The 20,516-nt window shown below is 45.4% G+C and carries 30 protein-coding genes and 1 tRNA gene; 12 read left to right on the top strand and 19 right to left on the bottom strand.

The window, feature by feature from the left end:
• Positions 1-14 precede the first annotated feature (14 nt).
• The 8 genes from HY877_04440 to HY877_04405 all read right to left on the bottom strand — a co-directional run bounded on the left by HY877_04440 (position 15) and on the right by HY877_04405 (position 6,291).
• Positions 15-1,451 (bottom strand): tetratricopeptide repeat protein, encoded by a 1,437-nt coding sequence (locus HY877_04440; GenBank protein ID MBI5299525.1) that lies wholly within the window; start codon positions 1,449-1,451, stop codon positions 15-17.
• Between the two features lie 44 nt (positions 1,452-1,495).
• Positions 1,496-1,810, bottom strand: coding sequence for a metal-sulfur cluster assembly factor (locus tag HY877_04435; protein MBI5299524.1), 315 nt, complete (start codon positions 1,808-1,810; stop codon positions 1,496-1,498).
• Positions 1,794-2,813 carry a CofH family radical SAM protein gene (locus HY877_04430; protein ID MBI5299523.1) on the bottom strand — a complete coding sequence of 340 codons (1,020 nt, stop codon included), beginning with the start codon at positions 2,811-2,813 and terminating at the stop codon, positions 1,794-1,796. Before HY877_04430 ends, HY877_04435 begins: the two co-directional genes overlap by 17 nt.
• A gap of 6 nt (positions 2,814-2,819) precedes the next feature.
• Complete coding sequence (locus HY877_04425) at positions 2,820-3,722, bottom strand: FecR domain-containing protein (protein MBI5299522.1); 903 nt, start codon at positions 3,720-3,722, stop codon at positions 2,820-2,822.
• Between the two features lie 37 nt (positions 3,723-3,759).
• On the bottom strand, positions 3,760-4,218 hold the full coding sequence (locus HY877_04420) for a hypothetical protein (protein ID MBI5299521.1): 459 nt from the start codon (positions 4,216-4,218) through the stop codon (positions 3,760-3,762).
• 186 nt (positions 4,219-4,404) lie between these two features.
• A complete protein-coding gene (locus HY877_04415) occupies positions 4,405-4,779 on the bottom strand; it encodes a helix-hairpin-helix domain-containing protein (GenBank protein ID MBI5299520.1) in 375 nt (124 codons plus the stop codon).
• Positions 4,779-4,967: a hypothetical protein gene (locus tag HY877_04410; GenBank protein ID MBI5299519.1), complete on the bottom strand. Its 189-nt coding sequence runs from the start codon at positions 4,965-4,967 to the stop codon at positions 4,779-4,781. The genes HY877_04415 and HY877_04410 overlap by 1 nt, the downstream gene beginning before the upstream one ends.
• A gap of 349 nt (positions 4,968-5,316) precedes the next feature.
• Complete coding sequence (locus tag HY877_04405) at positions 5,317-6,291, bottom strand: polyprenyl synthetase family protein (protein ID MBI5299518.1); 975 nt, start codon at positions 6,289-6,291, stop codon at positions 5,317-5,319.
• Positions 6,292-6,425: 134 nt separating this feature from the next.
• Between HY877_04405 and HY877_04400 the strand changes: the two genes are divergently transcribed.
• Positions 6,426-7,193: an alpha/beta fold hydrolase gene (locus HY877_04400; GenBank protein MBI5299517.1), complete on the top strand. Its 768-nt coding sequence runs from the start codon at positions 6,426-6,428 to the stop codon at positions 7,191-7,193.
• On the opposite strand, the gene HY877_04395 is transcribed toward HY877_04400, so the two are convergent.
• Genes HY877_04395 through HY877_04385 form a run of 3 tightly spaced genes read right to left on the bottom strand, consistent with a single transcriptional unit; the run spans position 7,147 to position 8,471 of the window.
• Positions 7,147-8,019, bottom strand: a complete 873-nt coding sequence (locus HY877_04395; protein ID MBI5299516.1) for a hypothetical protein — start codon at positions 8,017-8,019, stop codon at positions 7,147-7,149. The two genes, HY877_04400 and HY877_04395, sit on opposite strands and share 47 nt — an antisense overlap.
• Positions 8,016-8,252, bottom strand: a complete 237-nt coding sequence (locus HY877_04390) for a type II toxin-antitoxin system HicA family toxin (protein MBI5299515.1) — start codon at positions 8,250-8,252, stop codon at positions 8,016-8,018. The genes HY877_04395 and HY877_04390 overlap by 4 nt, the downstream gene beginning before the upstream one ends.
• Complete coding sequence (locus HY877_04385) at positions 8,253-8,471, bottom strand: type II toxin-antitoxin system HicB family antitoxin (GenBank protein MBI5299514.1); 219 nt, start codon at positions 8,469-8,471, stop codon at positions 8,253-8,255.
• A gap of 248 nt (positions 8,472-8,719) precedes the next feature.
• On the opposite strand from HY877_04385, the gene HY877_04380 reads away from it, so the two are divergent.
• Positions 8,720-8,983 (top strand): hypothetical protein, encoded by a 264-nt coding sequence (locus tag HY877_04380; protein MBI5299513.1) that lies wholly within the window; start codon positions 8,720-8,722, stop codon positions 8,981-8,983.
• On the opposite strand, the gene HY877_04375 is transcribed toward HY877_04380, so the two are convergent.
• Genes HY877_04375 through HY877_04365 form a run of 3 tightly spaced genes read right to left on the bottom strand, consistent with a single transcriptional unit; the run spans position 8,923 to position 10,086 of the window.
• Entirely contained in the window at positions 8,923-9,099 is a 177-nt protein-coding gene (locus tag HY877_04375) for a type II toxin-antitoxin system HicA family toxin (GenBank protein MBI5299512.1), read from the bottom strand. The two genes, HY877_04380 and HY877_04375, sit on opposite strands and share 61 nt — an antisense overlap.
• Positions 9,092-9,319, bottom strand: a complete 228-nt coding sequence (locus HY877_04370; protein ID MBI5299511.1) for a type II toxin-antitoxin system HicB family antitoxin — start codon at positions 9,317-9,319, stop codon at positions 9,092-9,094. The genes HY877_04375 and HY877_04370 overlap by 8 nt, the downstream gene beginning before the upstream one ends.
• Before the next feature lie 23 nt (positions 9,320-9,342).
• The gene (locus HY877_04365; GenBank protein ID MBI5299510.1) at positions 9,343-10,086 is read right to left on the bottom strand and encodes a hypothetical protein; all 744 of its coding nucleotides are present in this window, start codon (positions 10,084-10,086) and stop codon (positions 9,343-9,345) included.
• 86 nt (positions 10,087-10,172) lie between these two features.
• On the opposite strand from HY877_04365, the gene hpnH reads away from it, so the two are divergent.
• From hpnH to HY877_04315, 10 genes are all read left to right on the top strand, one after another.
• Positions 10,173-11,183: an adenosyl-hopene transferase HpnH gene (hpnH, locus tag HY877_04360; protein MBI5299509.1), complete on the top strand. Its 1,011-nt coding sequence runs from the start codon at positions 10,173-10,175 to the stop codon at positions 11,181-11,183.
• Between the two features lie 159 nt (positions 11,184-11,342).
• Positions 11,343-12,611 (top strand): glutamate-1-semialdehyde 2,1-aminomutase, encoded by a 1,269-nt coding sequence (gene hemL, locus HY877_04355; protein MBI5299508.1) that lies wholly within the window; start codon positions 11,343-11,345, stop codon positions 12,609-12,611.
• Positions 12,608-12,856, top strand: a complete 249-nt coding sequence (locus HY877_04350) for an AtpZ/AtpI family protein (protein ID MBI5299507.1) — start codon at positions 12,608-12,610, stop codon at positions 12,854-12,856. The genes hemL and HY877_04350 overlap by 4 nt, the downstream gene beginning before the upstream one ends.
• 3 nt (positions 12,857-12,859) lie before the next feature.
• Complete coding sequence (locus HY877_04345) at positions 12,860-13,168, top strand: hypothetical protein (GenBank protein MBI5299506.1); 309 nt, start codon at positions 12,860-12,862, stop codon at positions 13,166-13,168.
• The gene (gene atpB / locus HY877_04340) at positions 13,159-13,866 is read left to right on the top strand and encodes a F0F1 ATP synthase subunit A (protein MBI5299505.1); all 708 of its coding nucleotides are present in this window, start codon (positions 13,159-13,161) and stop codon (positions 13,864-13,866) included. The genes HY877_04345 and atpB overlap by 10 nt, the downstream gene beginning before the upstream one ends.
• Before the next feature lie 52 nt (positions 13,867-13,918).
• A complete protein-coding gene (gene atpE, locus HY877_04335; GenBank protein MBI5299504.1) occupies positions 13,919-14,248 on the top strand; it encodes an ATP synthase F0 subunit C in 330 nt (109 codons plus the stop codon).
• Positions 14,249-14,256: 8 nt separating this feature from the next.
• Positions 14,257-14,330 (top strand) — tRNA-Arg (locus HY877_04330).
• Positions 14,331-14,367: 37 nt separating this feature from the next.
• Positions 14,368-15,141 carry an ABC transporter ATP-binding protein gene (locus HY877_04325; protein ID MBI5299503.1) on the top strand — a complete coding sequence of 258 codons (774 nt, stop codon included), beginning with the start codon at positions 14,368-14,370 and terminating at the stop codon, positions 15,139-15,141.
• Complete coding sequence (locus tag HY877_04320; protein MBI5299502.1) at positions 15,138-15,893, top strand: ABC transporter permease; 756 nt, start codon at positions 15,138-15,140, stop codon at positions 15,891-15,893. The genes HY877_04325 and HY877_04320 overlap by 4 nt, the downstream gene beginning before the upstream one ends.
• Positions 15,894-15,917: 24 nt before the next feature.
• Positions 15,918-16,457, top strand: coding sequence for a DUF4416 family protein (locus HY877_04315; protein ID MBI5299501.1), 540 nt, complete (start codon positions 15,918-15,920; stop codon positions 16,455-16,457).
• Positions 16,458-16,482: 25 nt separating this feature from the next.
• On the opposite strand, the gene HY877_04310 is transcribed toward HY877_04315, so the two are convergent.
• The 5 genes from HY877_04310 to HY877_04290 all read right to left on the bottom strand — a co-directional run.
• Positions 16,483-16,674 (bottom strand): hypothetical protein, encoded by a 192-nt coding sequence (locus HY877_04310; protein MBI5299500.1) that lies wholly within the window; start codon positions 16,672-16,674, stop codon positions 16,483-16,485.
• A gap of 109 nt (positions 16,675-16,783) precedes the next feature.
• Positions 16,784-19,009: a S8 family serine peptidase gene (locus HY877_04305; GenBank protein MBI5299499.1), complete on the bottom strand. Its 2,226-nt coding sequence runs from the start codon at positions 19,007-19,009 to the stop codon at positions 16,784-16,786.
• Between the two features lie 60 nt (positions 19,010-19,069).
• A complete protein-coding gene (locus HY877_04300; GenBank protein ID MBI5299498.1) occupies positions 19,070-19,357 on the bottom strand; it encodes a hypothetical protein in 288 nt (95 codons plus the stop codon).
• On the bottom strand, positions 19,335-19,622 hold the full coding sequence (locus HY877_04295) for a BrnT family toxin (GenBank protein ID MBI5299497.1): 288 nt from the start codon (positions 19,620-19,622) through the stop codon (positions 19,335-19,337). The genes HY877_04300 and HY877_04295 overlap by 23 nt, the downstream gene beginning before the upstream one ends.
• 143 nt (positions 19,623-19,765) lie before the next feature.
• The coding region (locus tag HY877_04290) for a hypothetical protein (protein ID MBI5299496.1) at positions 19,766-20,516 on the bottom strand (751 nt) is incomplete at its 5' end.

The following is a 20,516-nucleotide window of genomic DNA, read 5'->3' as shown; positions in this document are numbered from 1 at the left end:
TATTCTAGTAACCCTCAAAATTGGGCCGCAAAACTCAAGCCGGCAACCTGCCGATGATAGGTATAATTGGCGATGTTGGAATGCGTCTTGTAATAACTATAAGAACCGGTCGCGGAAAAAGTCTTGTTGAACTTGTAGGTCAAGGCCCCCGTGTTATTATAAATCACATCGCGGCGCCGGACACTGTAAACCGAATCAACATGTTTGAATTGCCGTCTGGGACTGATATCGGTCAACAGAAAGAGGCTCCATTTTTTCCACAAATCGGTGCCGAAGACTGCTGTAATTTCGTGTTGTGTATAATACCAGTCATTGCCGACAGCAAAATTGTCGGTGAATTGATAACCGGCTTTGAAATACATGTTCTTTTGATTCGGTACGAAAAAGAACTGGTCAAAACCAAAGATGGCCTGCGTTGCATCACGGATCTGATCGATATTCGTGGGAGAAGCATAATATTCATTGCGCACCATCTTGCCATAAAAAGTAGTCAACCATTTTTTATCCCATGCGGCGTCAAAGTAAGAGGCTCCCTGTCCCATCAACACATATTTTGAAAGCCCCAGATTGACAAAAGTGCCGCTAAGCGGCATGCGCCATCTGAGTTTGTCGTTAATTTTGTAATAAAAATTGATGCCGCCGGTTTGACGACCAAAATTAAAGCGATCAAAATCAAAATTGATATTCGCATAAGCACTTTGATAACCTGAATATTCAACAAATAACTTGGAATTTTCTGTACGATGCAAAAGATAGGTTACATCGAGCGCGCCGGCGGCCATGGCATCTTCCTGATTCGTTTGAAAACCGGCGATGTTTCCTTCATCGGGATCCAAAATAACGTTGGAATCGTAGAAGGCGGAACCGGCAACCCGGATAGTCCATTTCTTTTCCTCTTTTTTTTCAGCTCCTTCTTTTGGCACCTTCCCTTCCTGAATATCTTTTACCCACTCACTGACAGCGGAAGCCAGTTCGGCATTGGGAGCCATTTGATCAACCAACTTCAGAGTTGTTAACGATTTCTCCGGATCTCCGAGATAATATTGATTCAGACCTGAATAAAACACAGGGAGAGGATCCTTTTTATCTTTTTCTTTGGCTTTTTCAAACCAAACAGCCGCAGGTGCATATTGCTTTTGGCGATATAAACTGAGCCCGTAGGGAAAATAAGCGTCGGCAAAATCAGGTTTCTTATCCAAAAACTCTTTCAAATACTGAGAAGCTTTTTGATACTGGTCTAATTGAAGATACGTTAACCCTAAAAGATAAATATGGTCTGGATTTTGGGGATCTTCCTTGTAGGCTTCTTGAAGAAGGGGAAGTGCTTTTTTAAAATCGGATTCCGAAAAAGCCGCCTGTCCTTTGGAAAAGGCAACGGAAGCGGCTTCCGTTCGTGCACTCACAATGAAAATGGAGAATAAAAGTAGAAATAAAACGAGAAATTTTTTCATTAGGCACAGAACTAACACAATTTTTGAGAGAGGACAATTAGAAACTAAAAGATTCCCAATACATCTTTGGCTTCATCGGAAGCCATTGTGCGAGGATCCCATGGAGGGGAGAAAACAATTTCAACATGAACACTTTTGACTTTCGGCAAATTGGCAACCAAACCATGCGCCTGCCTCTGGATTTCCGGACCAAAAGGACAAGCAGGGCTTGTCAAAGTCATGCGAACATTAATATGTCCTGTCTCTTCATTTTTATCAAAACCATAAACAAGCCCCAAATTCACAATGTCGAGATGAATTTCGGGATCGACAACATTTTTTAATACTTCAAAAATTTCCAAATCACTGGGGAGGGGCATATGTTTTTCTCCTCAAGGGCTCCATGCCGGCATTCCGAATCCGTGTCAAGACCTGTCCGATATTATCTTCGATTTGCACACCCGCCTTTTGCGTTACCTGATCTTCCAGAACAATATCGAAATCATCAGCTCCGGAAAGAAGTGCCTGCACACCAGATGGACCTTGAGTCAAAAAGGAGGCCCGAATTCTTTTAAAATTGTCGAGATAAAGACGGGACACCGCAATGGTGCGCAAATAATCTTCATTGGAAGTAACGATTCCACCCAGCGCCGTATGAGCCGACTGATAGGTCCAGCAGAGAAAACTTGCAAATCCACCTGTTTTACCCTGAAGGTCTCTGATTTTTTTCAAATGTTCTACCCTCGCCTCAAAAGGTTCTCCAAAACCGATGGTCATCGTGGCCGTTGTACCCAGCTTCAACTTCTGGGCCATTTCTATTGTTTCGAGATACTGGTTCACCGAATATTTTTTGGGGGAAAGTTTGCGGCGCCATTCATCGGTCAAAATTTCAGCGCCTCCACCGGGAATCCAATAAAGACCGGCATTGCGCAGTCTTTCCAACGCTTCAATAACCGAAATTCTGGAATTGCGCGCGATAAACAAAACTTCCACCGCGGTGGGACCGTAAATTTCGATTTCATTGCCATAACGTTCCCGAACCGATTTAAAAAGATTCTCATAATGTTCGATTTTCAATGCGGGATTAAAACCGCCCTCCATGGCAACCAGACTTCCCCCTTTTTCTTTCAATTCATCAATTTTTTTGAAAATTTCTTCCTTGCTTAAAACATAACCTTCCGGATTTCCGGGGCGCCTGTAAAAAGCGCAATATTTGCAATCCGCCACACAAATATTTGTGTAACTGACAATGCGCATAATAATGTAGGTGGCCTTGGAAGCGGGCAGAAAACAGCAACGTTGCTCCTGCGCTCGCGTGCGCAATTCCTCCAAAGGTGTTTTGTAAAAAAGGTTTAGGGCTTCCGATTCAGTCAGGCGGGGCATATCAAATCATGGTAACACAATGTTGATGGTGATGGTGTTTGTTGCCTGAGTGACGCCTCCCGGCAATATCTGTACGCCCAGATCGGAAGCGGCCGTAGGTGAAGCATCTATCAGGGCAGATTCAGCAGAGTCCGCTTCGCTTGCGCTATCGAAAATGGAAGAGTCCGCTTCGGCCATAAAAGTAACCGCAGAATCTTGAGTTGCTTGTGAGTCCACACCACTTGTTGTAAGAGTTGCAAGTTGCGAACTTCCCCCGCTTGGAGAGGTCAATGAAATATCAAAAATGATTCCGTTAGTTCGTAAGATATCTGGCGGAATAGGCGCCACGGGAAGTGGATCATTGTTTCCGAGAATCTGAGTGAACGCCCCTTCAGCAACCTGAATTTCTTTTTCAGGTCTGTCGATATTGGCGACATAAAATTTTCCATTGAAACAATAAAAGGAGGTTTGACAGCTCGAAATAGATTTCTTTGCGTCACATTTTTTTACAACGGCCGCAACATCGGTTCCGCGAATGCCCCCAACAGCTGTGGGTGTTTTAATTTCAACCGGCTGGTTCTCTCCAAAAAAACGTCCGACTACAGCACGAATTTTTCCGTACACAACATTGAAAACCGCTTTGCGTTCATTCTTTTTGGTATCAAATAAAAACTCGGTGATTAACGTTTTACTGTTTTCTTTAACGGTGAGAACGGTGTCATCTTTGAATAAAATCTTCAACCCACCGGTCTTTTTCGTTTCAATAATGTCTCCCATATAAACCAGTTGTTTCAAAGTAGGTGCAACCGGCGTTTTTCCTTCCTGCGTAACAATCACATCTCCAACCACATCCACAACCTGACCAACCGGCGCGGCCGCAAAAGCCGTAACTGAAACAAAAAAACCAACCAAAAAAAGTATTTTTTTCATAGCTCACCGATCTTTCTAAATGAAGAACGAGCAAAAATCAACGTGTCTTTTTAGGAAAATCTTGCACAACCTTGCTTGCGACACCAACGCCATAATCAAAAGGGCGCAAAATGGGTATGTCCACAGCCAAAATGCGTTGTGTAATAGGATCGTGGGGAACTTCCTCCATAATTTGTTCGGCCATTTCAAAGGAGAGAACAATCTGTTTTATAAAATAATGACAGTGTTCTTTGTCTTCCACTTTGTTACATTTAGGTTGGTATTGTCCATACACTCCCATCAACTGATCCACCAAAGCGGAACGAAATTCTCTTGCTTGTTCCAAAGGGAGAGGGAGAAAGTGATCCAGAATCATCTGATGAAGAACGATTCTCAAATCATGCACCAAAACATTCAAAACTTGTAACGGTTGCTTCTGCAAACGATGGTCAAAATACCTCCCCACAAGAACGGTCACCTTGCGCATTTCATGATGGACTGGATTGGATTGGCTCATAAGTCATAACCAGTCTAACAAAATAATTGCGCGGACAAAACTGAAAAATACCGTCATTTCAGTGACTCCGGGCGGTTAGGGAAAAGCTATTGAAATGATTTCAATTAAAACATGGGGTGAAAAAGACCCAAGCTGAAAAAAATAAAGGTGCGGCTCTTTCTGCGAGCCGCACCTTTTGCAATGACCTTACTTGCTCGATACTGGTTGAGAAGCCGGTTGAGAAGCACCCGCCACTGCTGTGGTATCTTTCACCCACTTCGCTGTGGTCGGTGTTGAGACGGTAATAAAGGGTTTTAATTTTTCAAACCCTGTAGCACCAATCCCTTTGATTGCCTTCAACTCTTCAACACTTTTGAAAGGATGGGCTTGGACATATTCCCGGATGGCCTCCGCCCTTTTTTGCCCAACGCCGGGTAACATGGTCAGCTGAGCAACACCCGCTTCATTAATATTAACAACACCCGTCAGCTTTCCCTTTGCACTCGCCTTGGCGTGGAGATCCAATCCCCCCGCGAGGGCCACAACGAGAACAGCCAATGACAACAACACTTTCTTTTTCATTATTCCTCCCTGTTTTTTGGTTTTCTACCTCTTAACTGCACTTTTCCATCTTTGGGAAAGGCATCGAGAAAGATATTGATGGAATCATCCTTGTTTAAAAAGGCGACTCCGATTTTGTTCCAACAAATCTTCCCCGCTTCCTTTTCCGTTATCTGATAAGCATCCCAAACCATTTTGGAATCACTCATATATAAACTCCTTTTTTAGGACCACCCCGCCGGCTGGGTTGATTTTCTATATCTCTGATAAAGCAAAAGATGTGCCACGGCGGAGAGTCGGTTTGGGGGGTTATAAAGAAGTGAACCGCCGTATTTGAAGCAGTCAAAGTTTCAAATCGGTCACCTTTTCAAAAAAAGCGATCAGCAATCAGCTTGTGAAATGATTGGTCTATTTATAGGGGCTTGCGTCGCTCCCTTCAACGGCAAAGCCGTTGGAGCCTCCCCCTCACGTTCGCTCTGCTCACTTGAAAAAACACATTTTTCACCACTCACCCATAACATCAAAAGCTGATAGCTGACCGCTGATCGCTTTTTTAGTTTATTCGTCACGTTCAATAACGTAATCGGCAAGACTTAGGAGGGCTTCTTTTTCTAGGGAGGGTTTGAAGGGGTTTAGATTTTCTTTGGCACGTTCAACATATTTTCGGGCCAAATTCCGCGAGGCATTGAGACCATCGTAACGATGGATAATATCCAACACCTCTTTAAATTTTTCGCTTTCGACACGACCGGCAAGCAGAGCATCTTTAGTTGTTTGGGATTCTTCGCGGTTAGCCATTTTCAACGCCACTAACAGGGGGAAGGTTAATTTTCCTTCTCTCAAATCTCCCCCTTTATGTTTTCCAAATTTTTCTTCCTCCGATTCGTAATCTAAGATGTCGTCGGCCAATTGAAAGGCAATTCCCAAATCATGACCGTAGCGTTTAAGTCCCTCTTCAAACGATTCAGAAACTCCGCCCAAAATGGCTCCAATCTGACAACACGCAGAAAGCAACACCGCCGTTTTGCCACGGATGATTCGCAGATAGATATCTTCATTGATCGAAAAGTCGCTGTGCTTGGTGATTTCCAGAATTTCAGCTTCGGTGGTGACGGTGATCGTGTCAGTCACCACTTTTAGAATACGCAAGCACCCGTGATCGACAATGATCTGACTCATCTTGCACCAGAAAAAATCTCCAACGAGAACGCTGATGGAATTTCCCCATTTCGCTTTGGTGGAAGATTTGCCTCTTCGCAGTTGCGCGTCATCCACGACATCATCGTGAAGAAGGCTCGCCGTGTGGATCATCTCCATCGCCGCGGCCATTTTTATTACCGCGTCACCTTGATAACCGGAGAGTTTGGCGGAAAGAAGTGTCAAGAGAGGGCGCAAACGTTTGCCACCATTTTGGATGATGTATTGAACGACTTCCGTGACCAGAGACACATCCGAAGTCAAATAGCCGTTCAAAATTTTCTCGACCGACTGAAGTTCTTTGGCAACGGGGATTGAAAAACGATCTAGTGTCATCGAAGGCGCTTAAAGCATCGTCAACGTATGTTGTCAAAAGGGAATTGCCATGGTAGCCTTCAGCCTTCAGCCGTCAGCATTCAACTTTCAGTTTTGCAGTTGCTGATAGCTGAAAGCTGATCGCTGATAGCTGTATGAATAAAACAATTTCAAAAGGTTGTTTGGTGGTTCATGGTCTGAGTGGAACGCCGGCTACCATGAAACCCATTAGCGATGCACTTCAAGCCAAAGGGTATATTGTCCATGCACCCCTTTTGTCGGGGCATGGAATCAATCTCAGAACGCTGGCCCATTCCACCGCGGAGCAGTGGTATGAAAGCCTTCTGCAGGCCTATCAAACTTTGCAATCCCAAGTAGATGATGTTTATTTTGTGGGACTTTCGATGGGTTCCATTTTGGGACTTAAACTCGCTGAAGAGCTCAATTCCAGAATCAAAGCGCTGGTCCTTCTAGCCCCTCCGATTGAATACACCTGTTCTTTTCGCTACTTTATTATTCCCGGTCTTCGCTACACACCACTACGCTGGTTTATTCATTCGACGGCAAAAGATTTTGACAAGAGTGTTCTGAATCCGGAAGGACGGGAATATTACCGCGCCAACAGCATGGCGCGCATTCCTTGCGACTCAGTCATGGAACTTCTCAATTTGACAAAAGCCGTTTGCAAAAATCTTTCCAAGGTTGATCAACCTCTTCTTGTATTGCAGGGAAGAAAAGATCACATGATCCATGCTCACGGTTTTATCAAAATCAAAAAAGGGGTTCACTCCCAAAAACTGGAGCTTGCTTTGCTTCCTCACTCTTCACATATTTTGCCGCTCGATTATGATCAGGCAGAAGTGATCAAACGGATTGTCAATTTTTTTGAGACTGTTTCTGCCAACGACGGACAAAAGTGGTAGGACGCCACGGATAGCGCAAAAAGACAGAGCCAAAAGCAATCGCCTTGGCACCCAGTTCAAAAAGTTTTGAAAGATCTTCGTATTCCCAAACACTCGCACCAATCACCGGCATGGTTGTGGTTCGCGAAAGTTCTTCCACCATTTTCCAAGTATATTTCTGAACCATTTTTCCGGAAACACCGCCGTTCCCTAATTTTTTCAGCGGAGATTTTTTGTTGGGGTAGGCCGCGGACCACGGAACACTGTTGATGCTGATTGCCTCCACCACATTTTCCAAAGCTTTCGCAATTTTCACATAGTCGTGCGTATAAGAGAGTTTCAAAATAAGCGGACAGGTCGCTACATATTTCAGGGCCTGCGCGGTATCGATCACCGCCTGCGCATTTTGCTGTAACTCGCCGGAGGAATTGGGGCAGGAAGCATTGATCTCCAGCGCCTTCAACTTCGTGCAATTTTTCAGACGGAGTGTCATCTCCATATATTCCTGAAGATTTTCGCCCGCGATGGAGACAACAAAATTCCACGGACTCTGTTCAATTTTTGGATAAATATTTTTGATCCATTCATCGATCCCCGGATTGGTTAGTCCCACGGCGTTAACGGTTCCCTCTTTCAAAAGACGCACCGAGCGCCACGGTGCATACCAGCGCAAATTTCCCTGACGCGGTTTCAGCGTTAATGACTTGACGACGATGGTAAAAAGTTCCGGTTTGATTGTCCCCATCCAGCGCAAAGGTTGTTCCCACAGCCAACCGCGCCCATCAAACGCAAGCGTACCCGACGCCGCCATGAATTCGAAAGAATGATTATTGGAAAGGGTGATCATGATTCAAGGAACTGATGCAATTCGGCAAGACTGATATCGGCCAGTTTTAAAATATTTCTCAGAGTTCCTTTTTTTAAATCCTTATTGCCATGAACGGGTACAGGTACAATACATCCTGTCACTGCATGACGAAAAATGTGATGGCTTCCGGTAATGCGCCTTTCTTTAAAACCCCTCTTTTTTAATATCTGAATAATCTGGCGTGGTTTTACGACCGGCAAGTGGAATGACATTTATCCTCTTGATAAAATAGGAATGTAGAGAGGTGCTGTGATCACTTCTTCTTTTTCTTCGGGGATTGACTGACCTTCTTCACGCAAAACAGCAATGTATCCCTTGATGGCATCTTTGGCCATCTTCCTAGCTTCCTCAAAAGTATCTCCCTGTGTCACACAGCCCGGCAACGCCGGCACAGAAACAACATATCCGCCCTCTTCTGCAGGTTCAAACAATGCCGTATATTTATAAAGTTTTTTATATTTGGTTTGCTTTCTCACGTCTCAAATGCTAGCGGATGTCTTGATGGGTGTCAACAAACTTGCCATAATTGTTTTGCTGATTGCCTTTCCCGTTTACGCTACCCCCCCAATTTAAATTATTTTTCAGGACAAATTGCACAAGTTTATTTCAACAAGGAAGAATCTTCTGACCAAACAACCCTGATTGAAAAAAACAAAAATCATATTCTACCGCGCTAATTTTGGGTTGGGACCCGGTTCCGGGAGACGGACTTTTCTATACAGAGCATCCGGTGCAGGGAAGTTTAGCACTGGCAATAGGTTTAATTGGTGGAATAGCGCTCACGGTTGGTGTTTTTGGTAAATGCAGTGGAGGAGATATAGGCGATTGTGAAGCCATAGGAAATGCCACCACAATCGTAGGGAGTGCACTTTATGGAACTTCTTACCTCTGGGACGGCATTGGCTCCACCATCGCCGCAAAAAAATATAAAAAGGGAAATTGAATGCCTATTTTCTTTTGCATGATAATGTGGCTTCCTTTCCTGCGGATCTCCTGAAAACCATGTCGAGATAAAATGCGACAAACATCACTGCCTGAAAGGACACAAAGCCTAGCCAATGCTCACCTCAAATGGAGTAACATAATTTTCGGAATACAACCGACCCCGAATTTCGGAGGGGCTTGCCGTTTCCAAAAACAATTGAACCGCCTCTGCGAGATTGTCTCTGGCCTCCTCAATCGTATCTCCCTGACTGGCGATATCCAATTCAGGACACAAAGAGAAATACCCTCCCTTTTCCTTTTCAATGATGGCGGTTAATTTTCTGATCTGTTTCACGCCAAGATTATGCATGATTTGGATTATAGATTCAATCCAAATATCCACGCCTCAATGAATTGTGCTAGAGTATTACGCGCCTGATTGGCGCAATATTGAATGTTGGAGAGTTTCATTAAATCTTTCGGTTGTTTGAAAAGATGTTCCATCAAATGTATCGGTTTCGGTTCACCCGTTGGTTCAATACAATCCTGCAAATCGGGCAACTGCATTTCCACCGGATCAAGAATGCTTTTCACAACGAGCCACGGAATATTGTTGTCATTTGCAATTTCGGCCACGGCAAAGGCTTCCATATCCAGTGCAATCGCTTCATGCACCGCCCCCAAATCGGCTTTTTCATGGGGGCTGGAAACGACACGATCGACCGTTACCATACCGCCTACTTGATAAGACCATTTTTGGGTTTCACAAATTTTTCTGGCTTGATGGAGCAAATCTTTGTTGGAGGCAAAACGTTTTTGCGATTTTTCATCAACAACAAACTTCGATAAAACCAGCGTCCCCAGCGAAGCAACAGGCGAAGTCCCTCCGGCATAACCCGCATATAAAATGGAGGAAGGTTTTTTCTGAGCGAGCGCTTCCTTCAATCCCTTTTTCATCCGATCCGCTCCCATGCCGGTGATCAGCAATTCCAGCTCTTTATTGAAAAGAAGTCCGCGGTGAAGTGTGGCGGGTTTAAAATGAATGCAGAGATCAATTGCCAATTTGGCTTTCAAATCTCGAACTTCATCTGTGAGAGCGGCAATAATGAGTGGAGTGGACAAGGTGAATTTGTTTTACGCTTTTCACACGATATGTGTCAACGTTTGCCTTGACCTTCAGAATAAAACCATGTTGTATCCCCGCTCCAATGGGTGTCCCGGCATCACAAGCATGGCGTGTCGCCAGTTATGTGCTCAAGCAAAAAATCAGTGGGAATAAAAAATATCCCCTCGTTTTGATGCTGGAGCCTCTTTTCCGTTGCAATCTTGCGTGCGCCGGTTGCGGCAAAATTCAGTATCCGGAATCTGTTCTTAAAAAACGTCTTTCACCCGAACAATGTTTCAAAGCGGTGGATGAATGCGGCGCCCCCATGGTGAGCATACCCGGCGGTGAACCGCTACTGCACCCGGAAATGGACAAAATTGTTGAAGGGTTGGTGGCCCGCAAAAAATATATTTATCTCTGCACCAACGCCATTTTGCTCAAAAGAAAAATCGATCTTTTCAAACCTTCCAAATTTCTAACCCTCAGCGTGCATCTGGATGGTTTACAAGAAGACCATGACAAAGCGGTTTGCCGCGATGGCATTTATGAACAAGCCGTTAGCGGTATTAAAGAAGCTCTCCAAAGAGGTTTTCGCGTCACTACCAACACCACTCTTTTTGAAGGGGCCAATCCCGAAAGAGTCCGCACTTTTTTTGACACAATGATGGGACTGGGTATTGAGGGAATGATGGTCTCTCCGGGTTACAGTTACGACAAAGCACCCGATCAAACCCATTTTCTAAAAAGAAATCGGACCCACGATCTGTTCCAAAACATTTTAGGAAATCCAAAAAAGGGATGGAAATTTAATCAATCTCCCCTCTTCCTGCAATTTTTGAAGGGAAAACGTTCCTATCAATGCACACCGTGGGGAAATCCAACCTATAATGTCTTCGGCTGGCAAAAGCCGTGCTATCTTTTGCAAGAGGGTTATGTCGGCACTTTCAAAGAATTAATGACCGAGACCAACTGGAACAATTACGGAACAGGAAACAACGAAAAATGCGCCGATTGCATGGTCCATTGCGGTTACGAAGCCACCGCGGTTGACGATACTTTCAGTTCACTGCGCGGACTGTTCGACACAATCCGATTTGGTTTGAAACCGGCTTGATGTCATTCTGAGTCCTTCGCTTTGTCATTCTGAGCCCTTCGCTTTGTCATTCTGAGCGAAGCGAAGAATCTGCTCGGGCTCAGGGTAAACTCCGCGAAGAATCTCCCATGTAGATCCTTCGCTTGCGCTCAGGATGACAATGATGGTGAAGGGCTCAGAATGACAACGAATCAACAATTATTTGAAGAGGCTTTTACATTGATGCCCGGCGGTGTCAATTCGCCCGTGCGCGCTTTTGGTGCGGTGGGAGGAACGCCTCCTTTCATAGCCAAAGCACTCGGTGCAAAAATTTGGGATGTCGATGGGAAGGAATACATCGATTATGTCGGATCATGGGGACCAGCCATTCTGGGTCATGCCGATCCGAAAGTGGTTGTTGCTGTTCAATCTGCCGCCACACGCGGATTTAGTTTCGGCGCGCCCACCGAATTGGAATCAAGACTTGCGGGCATGGTCCATCAAATTTTTCCGTCGATGGAAAAACTCCGCTTTGTGAATTCCGGCACCGAAGCCACCATGAGCGCAATTCGTTTGGCGCGCGGCGCAACGGGTCGCAATAAAATTATAAAATTTGAGGGGTGTTATCACGGTCACGCCGATTTTTTACTCGTTGAAGCCGGTTCCGGCGCCGCAACTTTTGGTGTTCCCTCCAGCAGTGGCGTTCCACACGATTTTGCGAAACATACGTTGGTGGCTCCTTATAATGATTTGAACGCGGTCGAAAATCTTTTTCAAAAAAACAAAAAGGAAATCGCCTGCGTCATTGTGGAACCGGTCGCGGGAAACATGGGTTGCGTGCCACCACAACCCGGATTTTTAAATGGTCTTCAAAAATTATGTCAGGGAAATGGAGCCCTGCTTGTCTTTGACGAAGTCATGACGGGTTTTCGCGTGGCACTTGGTGGAGCACAGCAACGCTACAACATCAAACCCGATATCACCTGTCTTGGAAAAATTTTAGGTGGCGGTCTCCCCGTCGGTGCTTACGGCGGGAGAAAAGATTTGATGGACCAGATTGCTCCCCTTGGCAAAATCTATCAGGCGGGCACTCTCTCCGGAAATCCGCTCGCAATGACAGCAGGGGTCGCAACATTGGCACAACTTGTTCAAAATGGGGTTTATCAGAAATTGCAGGCAATAACGGACACTCTAATTCATGGTATTAAAGAGATTCTCCAGTCCAAGCGAATTTCTTACCAAATACAATCCGTCGGTTCCATGTGGACTCTTTTCTTCGCAAAAGAGCCAATAATTGACTTTAAAACGGCCAAAAAATCGAATTTGGAGACTTTTAAGCGCTTTTTTCACGGAGTTTTGAATAAAGGCATTTATTTGCCTCCTAGCCAATTTGAGGCTTGTTTTGTCAGTTTAGCCCATAAAAAAGAAGATATTGATCAAACTTTAAGCGTTTTTGAGGCTATTTTATAAAAAACGACGATCAAAAAGACATATCTTTGTTAACTTTGGGGGTTTATGGCGCCGTGGGCTTTCAATTGGCCATTGCCGTGGTGGGGGGATGGTTTTTAGGAAACTATCTTGATGGCCGTTGGCAGACTTCTCCGTGGTTGGCTTTGATCGGTTTGACTGGCGGATTTGTTGGGGGTTTGGTCAATTTAGTCCGCATTCTCCAATGGCATCAAAATCGCAAAAACTCCCTTGACGAAAGAAGGTAAACATTGCAATTCACTGCCTCCCTTATCGCCGGTCTGGCCTTGGGACTTTTGAACTGGGTCTTTTGGACGCGCTGGGGCAAAAAACTTGAGAAGCAAAAAGAGTCAAGGCAGGAAAACTTCGTCCAGCGGACGAAGGAAAACTGCCGCGACAGCCATGCAGGATTGGTTGTTATCGGTCTTCTTAAAATAGGCATTTTGGGGGGCATCATTTGGCTCCTCTTGAACAAGGCCTATGTAACACCCGGTGGTTTTTTAATCGGTTTTGGAATGGTTGTGCTCTTCATTATATTGAAAGGTTTCGCATGGAAGTGATTTACCACAATATGCACATTGTTTTGGCGGGGCTTGTTGGATTTTTTTTGATTCTGCTGGCGCTCATCGCTCACAAAAGACTTCGCCACACCGAACAATGTCTTATCCCGCAAGGCAAAGCAACCTCTTCCACCATTTTTGAAGTTATTGTCGAATTTGTTTTAACTCTGATGGAAGGAATGTTGGGCGACAAAGCACCAAAATATTTTCCGCTAATCGGCGCTCTCTTCATTTATATTTTAACCTGCAATCTTATCGGACTCATTCCGGGACTAGCACCTCCAACCGACAACATCAATACAAACGCCGCTTGCGCATTGGTTGTCTTTATCTATTTCAATTATGTTGGTATTAAAGAGCAGGGTTTTGTTTCTTATTTTAAACACTTTTTCGGTCCTTCTTTCGGCCATGTGGCATTTTACTGGTTACCTTTTTTAATTGCATTTCATGTATTGATGTTCACAGTGGAATCAATAAGCATTCTAGTGAGACCCGTCTCTCTAACCGTGCGTCTTTTCGGAAACATGACTGGCGATCATTTAACGTTAGGATTTTTCTCGAACTTGAATCCATTATGGTTTGTGATCATCCAATTTATTTATGTCTTGGCCGCTTTAATTGTTTTTCTTCAGGCATTTGTTTTTTCGATTTTGTCAGTCATTTATATCAGCCTTGCAACCGAAACATCACACCATTGAAAAGGACCATGGACTGTGGACAATGGACCATGGACCAAAAAGGAGGAAGGATATGTTGAAGAAAATTGCTGTTGTTCTCGCTGTTTTAGCAAGCCCCGCGCTTGGGTTAGCCGCTGAAACGGCGGCACTGCCATCCGGAGAAGGTGTTTTCACCTTTTTCAAAGCGGCACTCGCTCTAGGTTGCGGTCTCGCAATCGGCATTGCCGCTTTGGGCGGTGCCTTGGGACAGGGACGCGCCGCCGCCGCCGCTCTTGAGGGAATCGCAAGAAACCCCGAAGCCGCCGGCAAAGTAATGACACCGATGATCATTGCCTTGGCTCTGATCGAATCCCTCGTCATTTACGCATTAGTTATTTCGTTCATGTTGATGGGAAAGATATAGCATTAACAGCGCCCGTAGCTCAGTTGGATAGAGCGCATGGCTACGAACCATGAGGCCGGGAGTTCGAATCTCTCCGGGCGCACAAATTCCATCAAATTAAGTGTCTCAAAAAAATCACCATGCACGCGCTTGAAATTTCGGGTTTGATTAAATCTTATTCTAAGACGCACGCGTTGCGGGGTGTTGATTTGACCATTCCCTGTGGGGAATTTTTTGGATTGCTTGGGCCAAACGGTGCGGGAAAAACCACTTTAATCAATTCCATCGTCGGCCTTGTCAGACCCAATGCTGGCAGGGTTCTTGTGATGGGACATGACATTCAAAAAAATCCGATGGAGGCGAAACGTTTCATCGGGCTCTCTCCACAGGAAATCAATATCAACAATTATTTCCCGATCGGAAAGATCATGGAATTTCAGGGAGGTTTTTACGGACTTTCCATCAAAGAATCCAAAATGCGGGCCGAAGCTCTTCTGAAATATTTTTGCCTCTGGGAAAAAAGAAAGGGTGGGCGCTATCAGCTCTCGGGCGGCATGCAACGCCGCCTCATGATCGCCCGCGCCTTGATGGGAAAACCAAAAATTCTAATTTTGGATGAACCCACCGCGGGGATTGACGTGGAATTGCGCCACGAACTTTGGGGATTTTTAAAAGGACTCAATGCAGACGGCACCACCATTTTACTCACGACTCATTATATTGAAGAAGCCGAAATTCTTTGCGAGCGCGTGGGCATCATCAGTCACGGAAAAATTGTGGCGTGCGACACACCGCGGGAATTAATTGCAAAACATCGCTTACCTCCGGAAGCGGAACGACAAGACAAATTCAAATTCATTCGCCCCGGTTCTTTGGAAGAAATATTTGTAACGTTGACGGGGGAAAAACAATGAACGGTTATACCACGCTGGTGCGACTGGAATTTTTTCGTTTCTGGCGATTGATCCGTCAAACCATCTTTCCGCCGATCCTCACAACTTTTTTATATATTCTGATTTTTGGTTTTTCGCTTGGCAGTCGTATTCAGGAAATGCACGGCTTTTCCTTCATTCTCTATATCATCCCGGGTCTCACAGCCATGGGCGTTATGAACAATGCTTTTTCGAACACGTCCACCTCTCTTTACATGGCGAAATTTGATCAGAGCCTCGACAATATTCTGGCTTCTCCCGTCACTCCCCTTGCAATCGTAACAGCCCTTGTGACGGGCGGAATCATTCGGGGTCTGTTGATCGGTAGTATCACGCTGTTGGTTTCACTCCCGCTCTTGAAACAACCGCTTTATTCTTTTTGGATCACTCTTTTTTTTCTGGTCCTTCAATCCATCTTTTTTGGCTGTTGGGGAATCATCGGGGCGCTAAGGGCCAAAGTATGGGACAATCTGGCCACAACACAAACCTTCATCATCACGCCACTCGTTTATCTGGGAGGCGTTTTTTACGCCATCGAACTCCTTCCCACTTTCTGGAGAAAAATTTCTCTTTTCAATCCACTTTTTTATATGGTCGATGGAACCCGATATGGTGTTTTGGGAATTCATGAAACTTCTCTCTGGTATTCAGCGGGATTCACAATGCTTTTTGCATTTGGATTTTTTGGGCTGTGCGTTTTTCTTTTTCAGAAAGGTTATCGCTTGGTAAGGTGACTACCATATGGTAGCAGGTACCCTATGGTAAGCATTTATCCACCGGAGGCTAAAGCGGTGCTTCTTCTTTTAACCTCGGAAGAAGAACTGGCCGAAAAAGTAATTTCCCATTTTGAAAAAATTTTGGGACCTGTAGAATTCAAAACACCGTGGCATATTTTTAATCACACTCCCTATTATGAAGAAGAATTGGGACCCAATCTGAAACGGTGCCTCATCTCATTCAAAAATATTTTTGAACCGGAAAAATTGCCTGAATTGAAAAATGCTTCGCGCAAATTGGAATCGGAATTGGCGATGGGCAAACAAAGAACCATCAACATCGATCCGGGTTATGTGGATCTTTTCAAATTTCTTTTGGCGTCGGGAAAGGCGGGAGGGCAAAAAGTGGCGCTTGCAAAAGATGTCTACGCCTACACACTTTTAAGATTTGAAAAAGGAATATGGCAACCCTTTGAATGGACCTATCCCGACTTCAAAGAATCAACCTATCATCCTGTATTATTAGAAGCGCGAGAATCACTGAAAAGGGAAATTGCTGGATTCCGGCTTTCGCCGGAATGACAAATGAAGATTTTCTTAGAGGATCTCAAGCCAGTCGTTCATAATGAGTAACCCGCTCATTGAGCCAGTCGCGGATATCTGCTTCCAGCGACAAATGCGAACGCCCTTCAAAATAGGTCCGGCGGATTGCTTCAACAACCAGACCATGCTGGCCTTGCGTGGTTTCTAAATCTTCAGAGGTCAGTTTATTCCAACGCTTGAGAATTTCAGGTTTCACTTGCGGCCAAACTTTTTCTAGTCGATTCGGTTGCATAGAAAATCAAAAATTAAAAATTAAAAACACATACCAAAAATTCAAAAGACTTTTATTTTCGCTCGCTTTCGTATCAGTAAAGGCAAAAAAAGCGAAGCCAAAATAATAAGGTTCCCTTCCATATTTTTGATTTTTGATCTTTGATTTTATTCAAAGAGCATCCCCCGCCCCCCGCCGCTTCTCCGCTGGTTGTCGTTACCGGTGTTGTGGGTGCTCCGGTGGGACCTGTTGTTCCACAGGTTCCGCTAAAGCCCGTGGTGCCTTTCATTGCCGCCAGCGCATTCACCTTGCCGTAGCCCCAGATGTTGTTGGGTAGACTCGTTCCTGTGAAGGAATCGGTGGTGGTATTTCCCGTCAAAATTGTTTTCACCTGATTGGATGTCAAACAGGGATTGCGTTGGAACATCAGCGCAACAATGCCCGCCACATGCGGAGAGGACATAGATGTCCCCTCCAGTTTAAAATGCTTGGAATTAACAATACGCCCGGTGAGAACGGCATTGTTCAGAGACAAGGACGAAACAACGGCCTCGCCGGGCCCCACCAAATCCGGTTTTGTCCGGCTATCCGCTGTCGGTCCCAAGCTGGAAAAAAGCGAAATGTTATCGGCGGTCCCGCCTGTTGCTCCAAGTGAGGTAAAATCGGTTCCAGATGTCGCTGTTTGATAATGGGTCACACCGGTTGAATCAACCCATGTTGTTCTGTCCATCCAAGAGCCCACCGCAATCAACCCCGAAGCGGTTGCCGGAATTGTGATGGTTTTGTTGCTGTCTCCATCAATATAAGTGTAACCAAACCCGCGATCGGTTCCGCCGAAACGTTTTGTAAAACTTAAGATAGAATTGGCGTCGGGCCAGAGCCACGCATCTCCGGTGCAATTACCGCGAAAAATCAGATCGAAGGAGAGAGCCTGTATTTGTGCATTGGTGACGGCACTGTTGAAGGTTATGGTGGCTGAGGCATGTTTTTTTCCATTATTGGCATTGGACGAATCGGTAAAGTCAATGCTGAGAGTCACAGTTCCAGAGGTGCCGGCCGTTCCCGACGCGGTCCCGGAAGCACCCGCGGCAACCTCACTCATGCCGAGCAATTCGCCTGTCTTGGCAAAATCAAACGCTCCCAAGTCGACCGTGCAGGTGGATGTGGAGGCGAGCCAGACATCAATAATCACCTGACTTCCCAAAGAAGCTCCGCTACGAACGGCAAAATCAAAAGCCCTGTTGGTGGCGCTCGTGACATCAACCGTTGCGTGGATACCGGCGTAGGTTGCCGCACCTGAATCACTCGTCATGAAATTTTCATTTCCGGCGGCATTGGCAATCGCACGACCCGGATCACCGGAAACCAGATTATTCAAACCGGTTTCCATGGAAGAAGTGTTGTCATGGGCTCCGATCGAAGTTCCCAAAGAAAGATTCACCACGGCCGGCAGTCCCTGCGCCGTCGCCTTCGCAAAAATATATTTCACATCATCAACGATCGTTGTCGATAAATTGCCGCTACTGCTGGCATCAGTCTCCACATTATAAACACCGACCAGATTGGCCCCGGGCGCAACTCCTTTATAGGTGGCATCATCCCCCGTGGCAGAGCCCATGACGTGGGTGCCATGACTTGTCGTATCTCCGCCCGCTGTCGCAGTGCATGTGGAGGCATTGATCTGGGCCGCGGTACATTCAACACCGGTGGAACCAGAAATTTCGCTGACTCCGGATCCGGAAATGGATTTATCCCAGAAAAACAGAAAACGTGTCTTGCCGCTGGCATCGGTAAAATCAGCGTGTCCCCAGTCAATAAGAGTGTCATCCACAACGCCCACAATCACTCCGGAGCCGTCGTAACGCTTATCGAGACCGGTTCCCGCAGACACCGAATCAACACCGGTTGCCGTTCGGGCCGTATCGTTTTTTGCGCGCATCGGTTTGCCCGCTTCGATGTATTTGATTTCGGACCAACCGGAAATTTCATTCACAGCATTCAAAGGAAGAAATGCAGTCATCACCGTATCAATGGTGGAACGCACCTGCCCGCCCTGCGCTTTGATGCGATCAGCAATGGTTGAAGTCTTTGACGGATCATAAACAACAACAAAACAGTCAATCACGCGTTCACCCGCTTCATTCAAAGAAATGGCCTTGGAAGCCAAACCGGGTGTGCGTGTGCGGATCTGCTTGGCAAGCATGGGAATGAGGGGATCAACTTTGGTGAAGGAAGAAGCATGGACCATGGACCATGGACTATGGACTATGGACCAAAAACCAAACACAAGTAATAAAAACGCCGCACGTTTCGAGGACATGCGGCGTTTATATAAAAACTTGAATTAAAATCTACCCTAAAATTGTTAGAGACATCTCCTTTATGCCACCTTTTTTAGGATTGCGATTTCATCTCTTACTTTTTCATCGAGGTAAATTTTGAGCAGAGATTGATAGGGGACATCCTTCAACTGTGCCAATTTTTTGAGCCTCTCCAGCAATTTTCGTGGAATACGGAAGGAAATGATAATGGTGCGTAAAGGAAGCCTCAGCCGGATGCCACCCTCGCCGGAAAAATATTCCGTGGAATTTGCTTTGTCCCAAAAAACAGCCTCCTCCGCTTCCGAAGAAAAAGCGGGAATCTTTTTAAGTGGTTTTCTTTTCTGCATAAAGCTTCCTTTCTTGTCGTCGCATCGGTCTCACGGAGATATTCCGTATAAAACCGCGCCGGATGGTGAAGAACGCGGCCAAATAACGGCCGCCCGAAGTAATCCCCAAACAACGGTATCTTTTTTTTTTCTTCTCATAGGCCCCCTCGTCAACAAACGGAGACAAATAAAAAATTTCCTCGGCCTCTTCCTGAACAACACCGTGTTTGCCAAGTTTTTTCAAATTGGCCTCATCCCAGTCAAATCCTTTAATAAAAACATCCATTGGCGTATATTATAACAATATACGCCATCTTTTCAATGTTTTTTTAAAGGAATTATTGACCAAGAATTAAAAAACAAAAACGCCGCACGTTTCGAGGACATGCGGCGTTTATATAAAAACTTGAATTAAAATCTACTACATTATTACTGACTCACGTTTCCTGTTGCGTTCGGTGTCGTTGGAACGGGTCGTGATGTTCCTTCTGCGCCGGGTGTTGAAACTGGAGGTGTGATGACTCCTTCGTTCATTATCATCTCAGACAACGAGGCATTCATCACGCCTGTTTCCGTCGCAAGATAGAGGGCAAAAGCACTCTTCCCTTGTGTCGGATCTGCCGTGTAACCAACGCTAATCGAGCGGACCACGGCATCGCCGGAAACTTTGTTAAAGGTAATACCACCGTCACGGCTCACATAGAAACCGTTAGCTGAGCCAATATAAATACTGTCAGAATAAGGATCGGTAGCAATGCTATAAACTCTGCCTTCGACTTTGCCTTCGGCGTTCCATGTTGTCTGCCCATTCACGTAGGAGAAGACTCCGTTATCGGTACCCGCCAGCAAAGTTGATCCTAAATTAGCATTCACGCTATAAACAGCAGTTCCTATATTTCCAACAGCGCTCCAATTTTCGCCACCATCGGTACTTTCAAAAACACCGTTGGCGCTACCGGCATAAAGATTGGAGCCGGAGATTTCGACATCATTCACAACAGTTCCATAGAGAAGATTTTTCCATCCCTTCCAAGCTTCGCTCTTTCCCTTGCTCTTGATATAACCTTCAACATCATCAAGATAGAAAAGACCTCTGTCTGTTGCGGCATAGAGTTTGTCACCATTTGCCACCAAATCACAGACTTGTCCCAGAGTTACAATTTCCCCCTTCACCCCTTTT

This window comes from Deltaproteobacteria bacterium (assembly GCA_016213065.1).
Taxonomy (GTDB): domain Bacteria; phylum UBA10199; class UBA10199; order SPLOWO2-01-44-7; family SPLOWO2-01-44-7; genus JACRBV01.
This window is presented reverse-complemented; position numbering and strand designations above follow the sequence as displayed.

Bases quoted from the DNA above. Each gene is read 5' to 3' on its own strand.
- HY877_04440 (MBI5299525.1), bottom strand. From the start codon at position 1,451: ATGAAAAAATTTCTCGTTTTATTTCTACTTTTATTCTCCATTTTCATT.
- HY877_04435 (MBI5299524.1), bottom strand. From the start codon at position 1,810: ATGCCCCTCCCCAGTGATTTGGAAATTTTTGAAGTATTAAAAAATGTT.
- HY877_04430 (MBI5299523.1), bottom strand. From the start codon at position 2,813: ATGCCCCGCCTGACTGAATCGGAAGCCCTAAACCTTTTTTACAAAACA.
- HY877_04425 (MBI5299522.1), bottom strand. From the start codon at position 3,722: ATGAAAAAAATACTTTTTTTGGTTGGTTTTTTTGTTTCAGTTACGGCT.
- HY877_04420 (MBI5299521.1), bottom strand. From the start codon at position 4,218: ATGAGCCAATCCAATCCAGTCCATCATGAAATGCGCAAGGTGACCGTT.
- HY877_04415 (MBI5299520.1), bottom strand. From the start codon at position 4,779: ATGAAAAAGAAAGTGTTGTTGTCATTGGCTGTTCTCGTTGTGGCCCTC.
- HY877_04410 (MBI5299519.1), bottom strand. From the start codon at position 4,967: ATGAGTGATTCCAAAATGGTTTGGGATGCTTATCAGATAACGGAAAAG.
- HY877_04405 (MBI5299518.1), bottom strand. From the start codon at position 6,291: ATGACACTAGATCGTTTTTCAATCCCCGTTGCCAAAGAACTTCAGTCG.
- HY877_04400 (MBI5299517.1), top strand. From the start codon at position 6,426: ATGAATAAAACAATTTCAAAAGGTTGTTTGGTGGTTCATGGTCTGAGT.
- HY877_04395 (MBI5299516.1), bottom strand. From the start codon at position 8,019: ATGATCACCCTTTCCAATAATCATTCTTTCGAATTCATGGCGGCGTCG.
- HY877_04390 (MBI5299515.1), bottom strand. From the start codon at position 8,252: ATGTCATTCCACTTGCCGGTCGTAAAACCACGCCAGATTATTCAGATA.
- hpnH (MBI5299509.1), top strand. From the start codon at position 10,173: ATGGGTGTCCCGGCATCACAAGCATGGCGTGTCGCCAGTTATGTGCTC.
- hemL (MBI5299508.1), top strand. From the start codon at position 11,343: ATGACAACGAATCAACAATTATTTGAAGAGGCTTTTACATTGATGCCC.
- atpB (MBI5299505.1), top strand. From the start codon at position 13,159: ATGGAAGTGATTTACCACAATATGCACATTGTTTTGGCGGGGCTTGTT.
- atpE (MBI5299504.1), top strand. From the start codon at position 13,919: ATGTTGAAGAAAATTGCTGTTGTTCTCGCTGTTTTAGCAAGCCCCGCG.
- HY877_04325 (MBI5299503.1), top strand. From the start codon at position 14,368: ATGCACGCGCTTGAAATTTCGGGTTTGATTAAATCTTATTCTAAGACG.
- HY877_04320 (MBI5299502.1), top strand. From the start codon at position 15,138: ATGAACGGTTATACCACGCTGGTGCGACTGGAATTTTTTCGTTTCTGG.
- HY877_04315 (MBI5299501.1), top strand. From the start codon at position 15,918: ATGGTAAGCATTTATCCACCGGAGGCTAAAGCGGTGCTTCTTCTTTTA.
- HY877_04305 (MBI5299499.1), bottom strand. From the start codon at position 19,009: ATGTCCTCGAAACGTGCGGCGTTTTTATTACTTGTGTTTGGTTTTTGG.
- HY877_04300 (MBI5299498.1), bottom strand. From the start codon at position 19,357: ATGCAGAAAAGAAAACCACTTAAAAAGATTCCCGCTTTTTCTTCGGAA.
- HY877_04295 (MBI5299497.1), bottom strand. From the start codon at position 19,622: ATGGATGTTTTTATTAAAGGATTTGACTGGGATGAGGCCAATTTGAAA.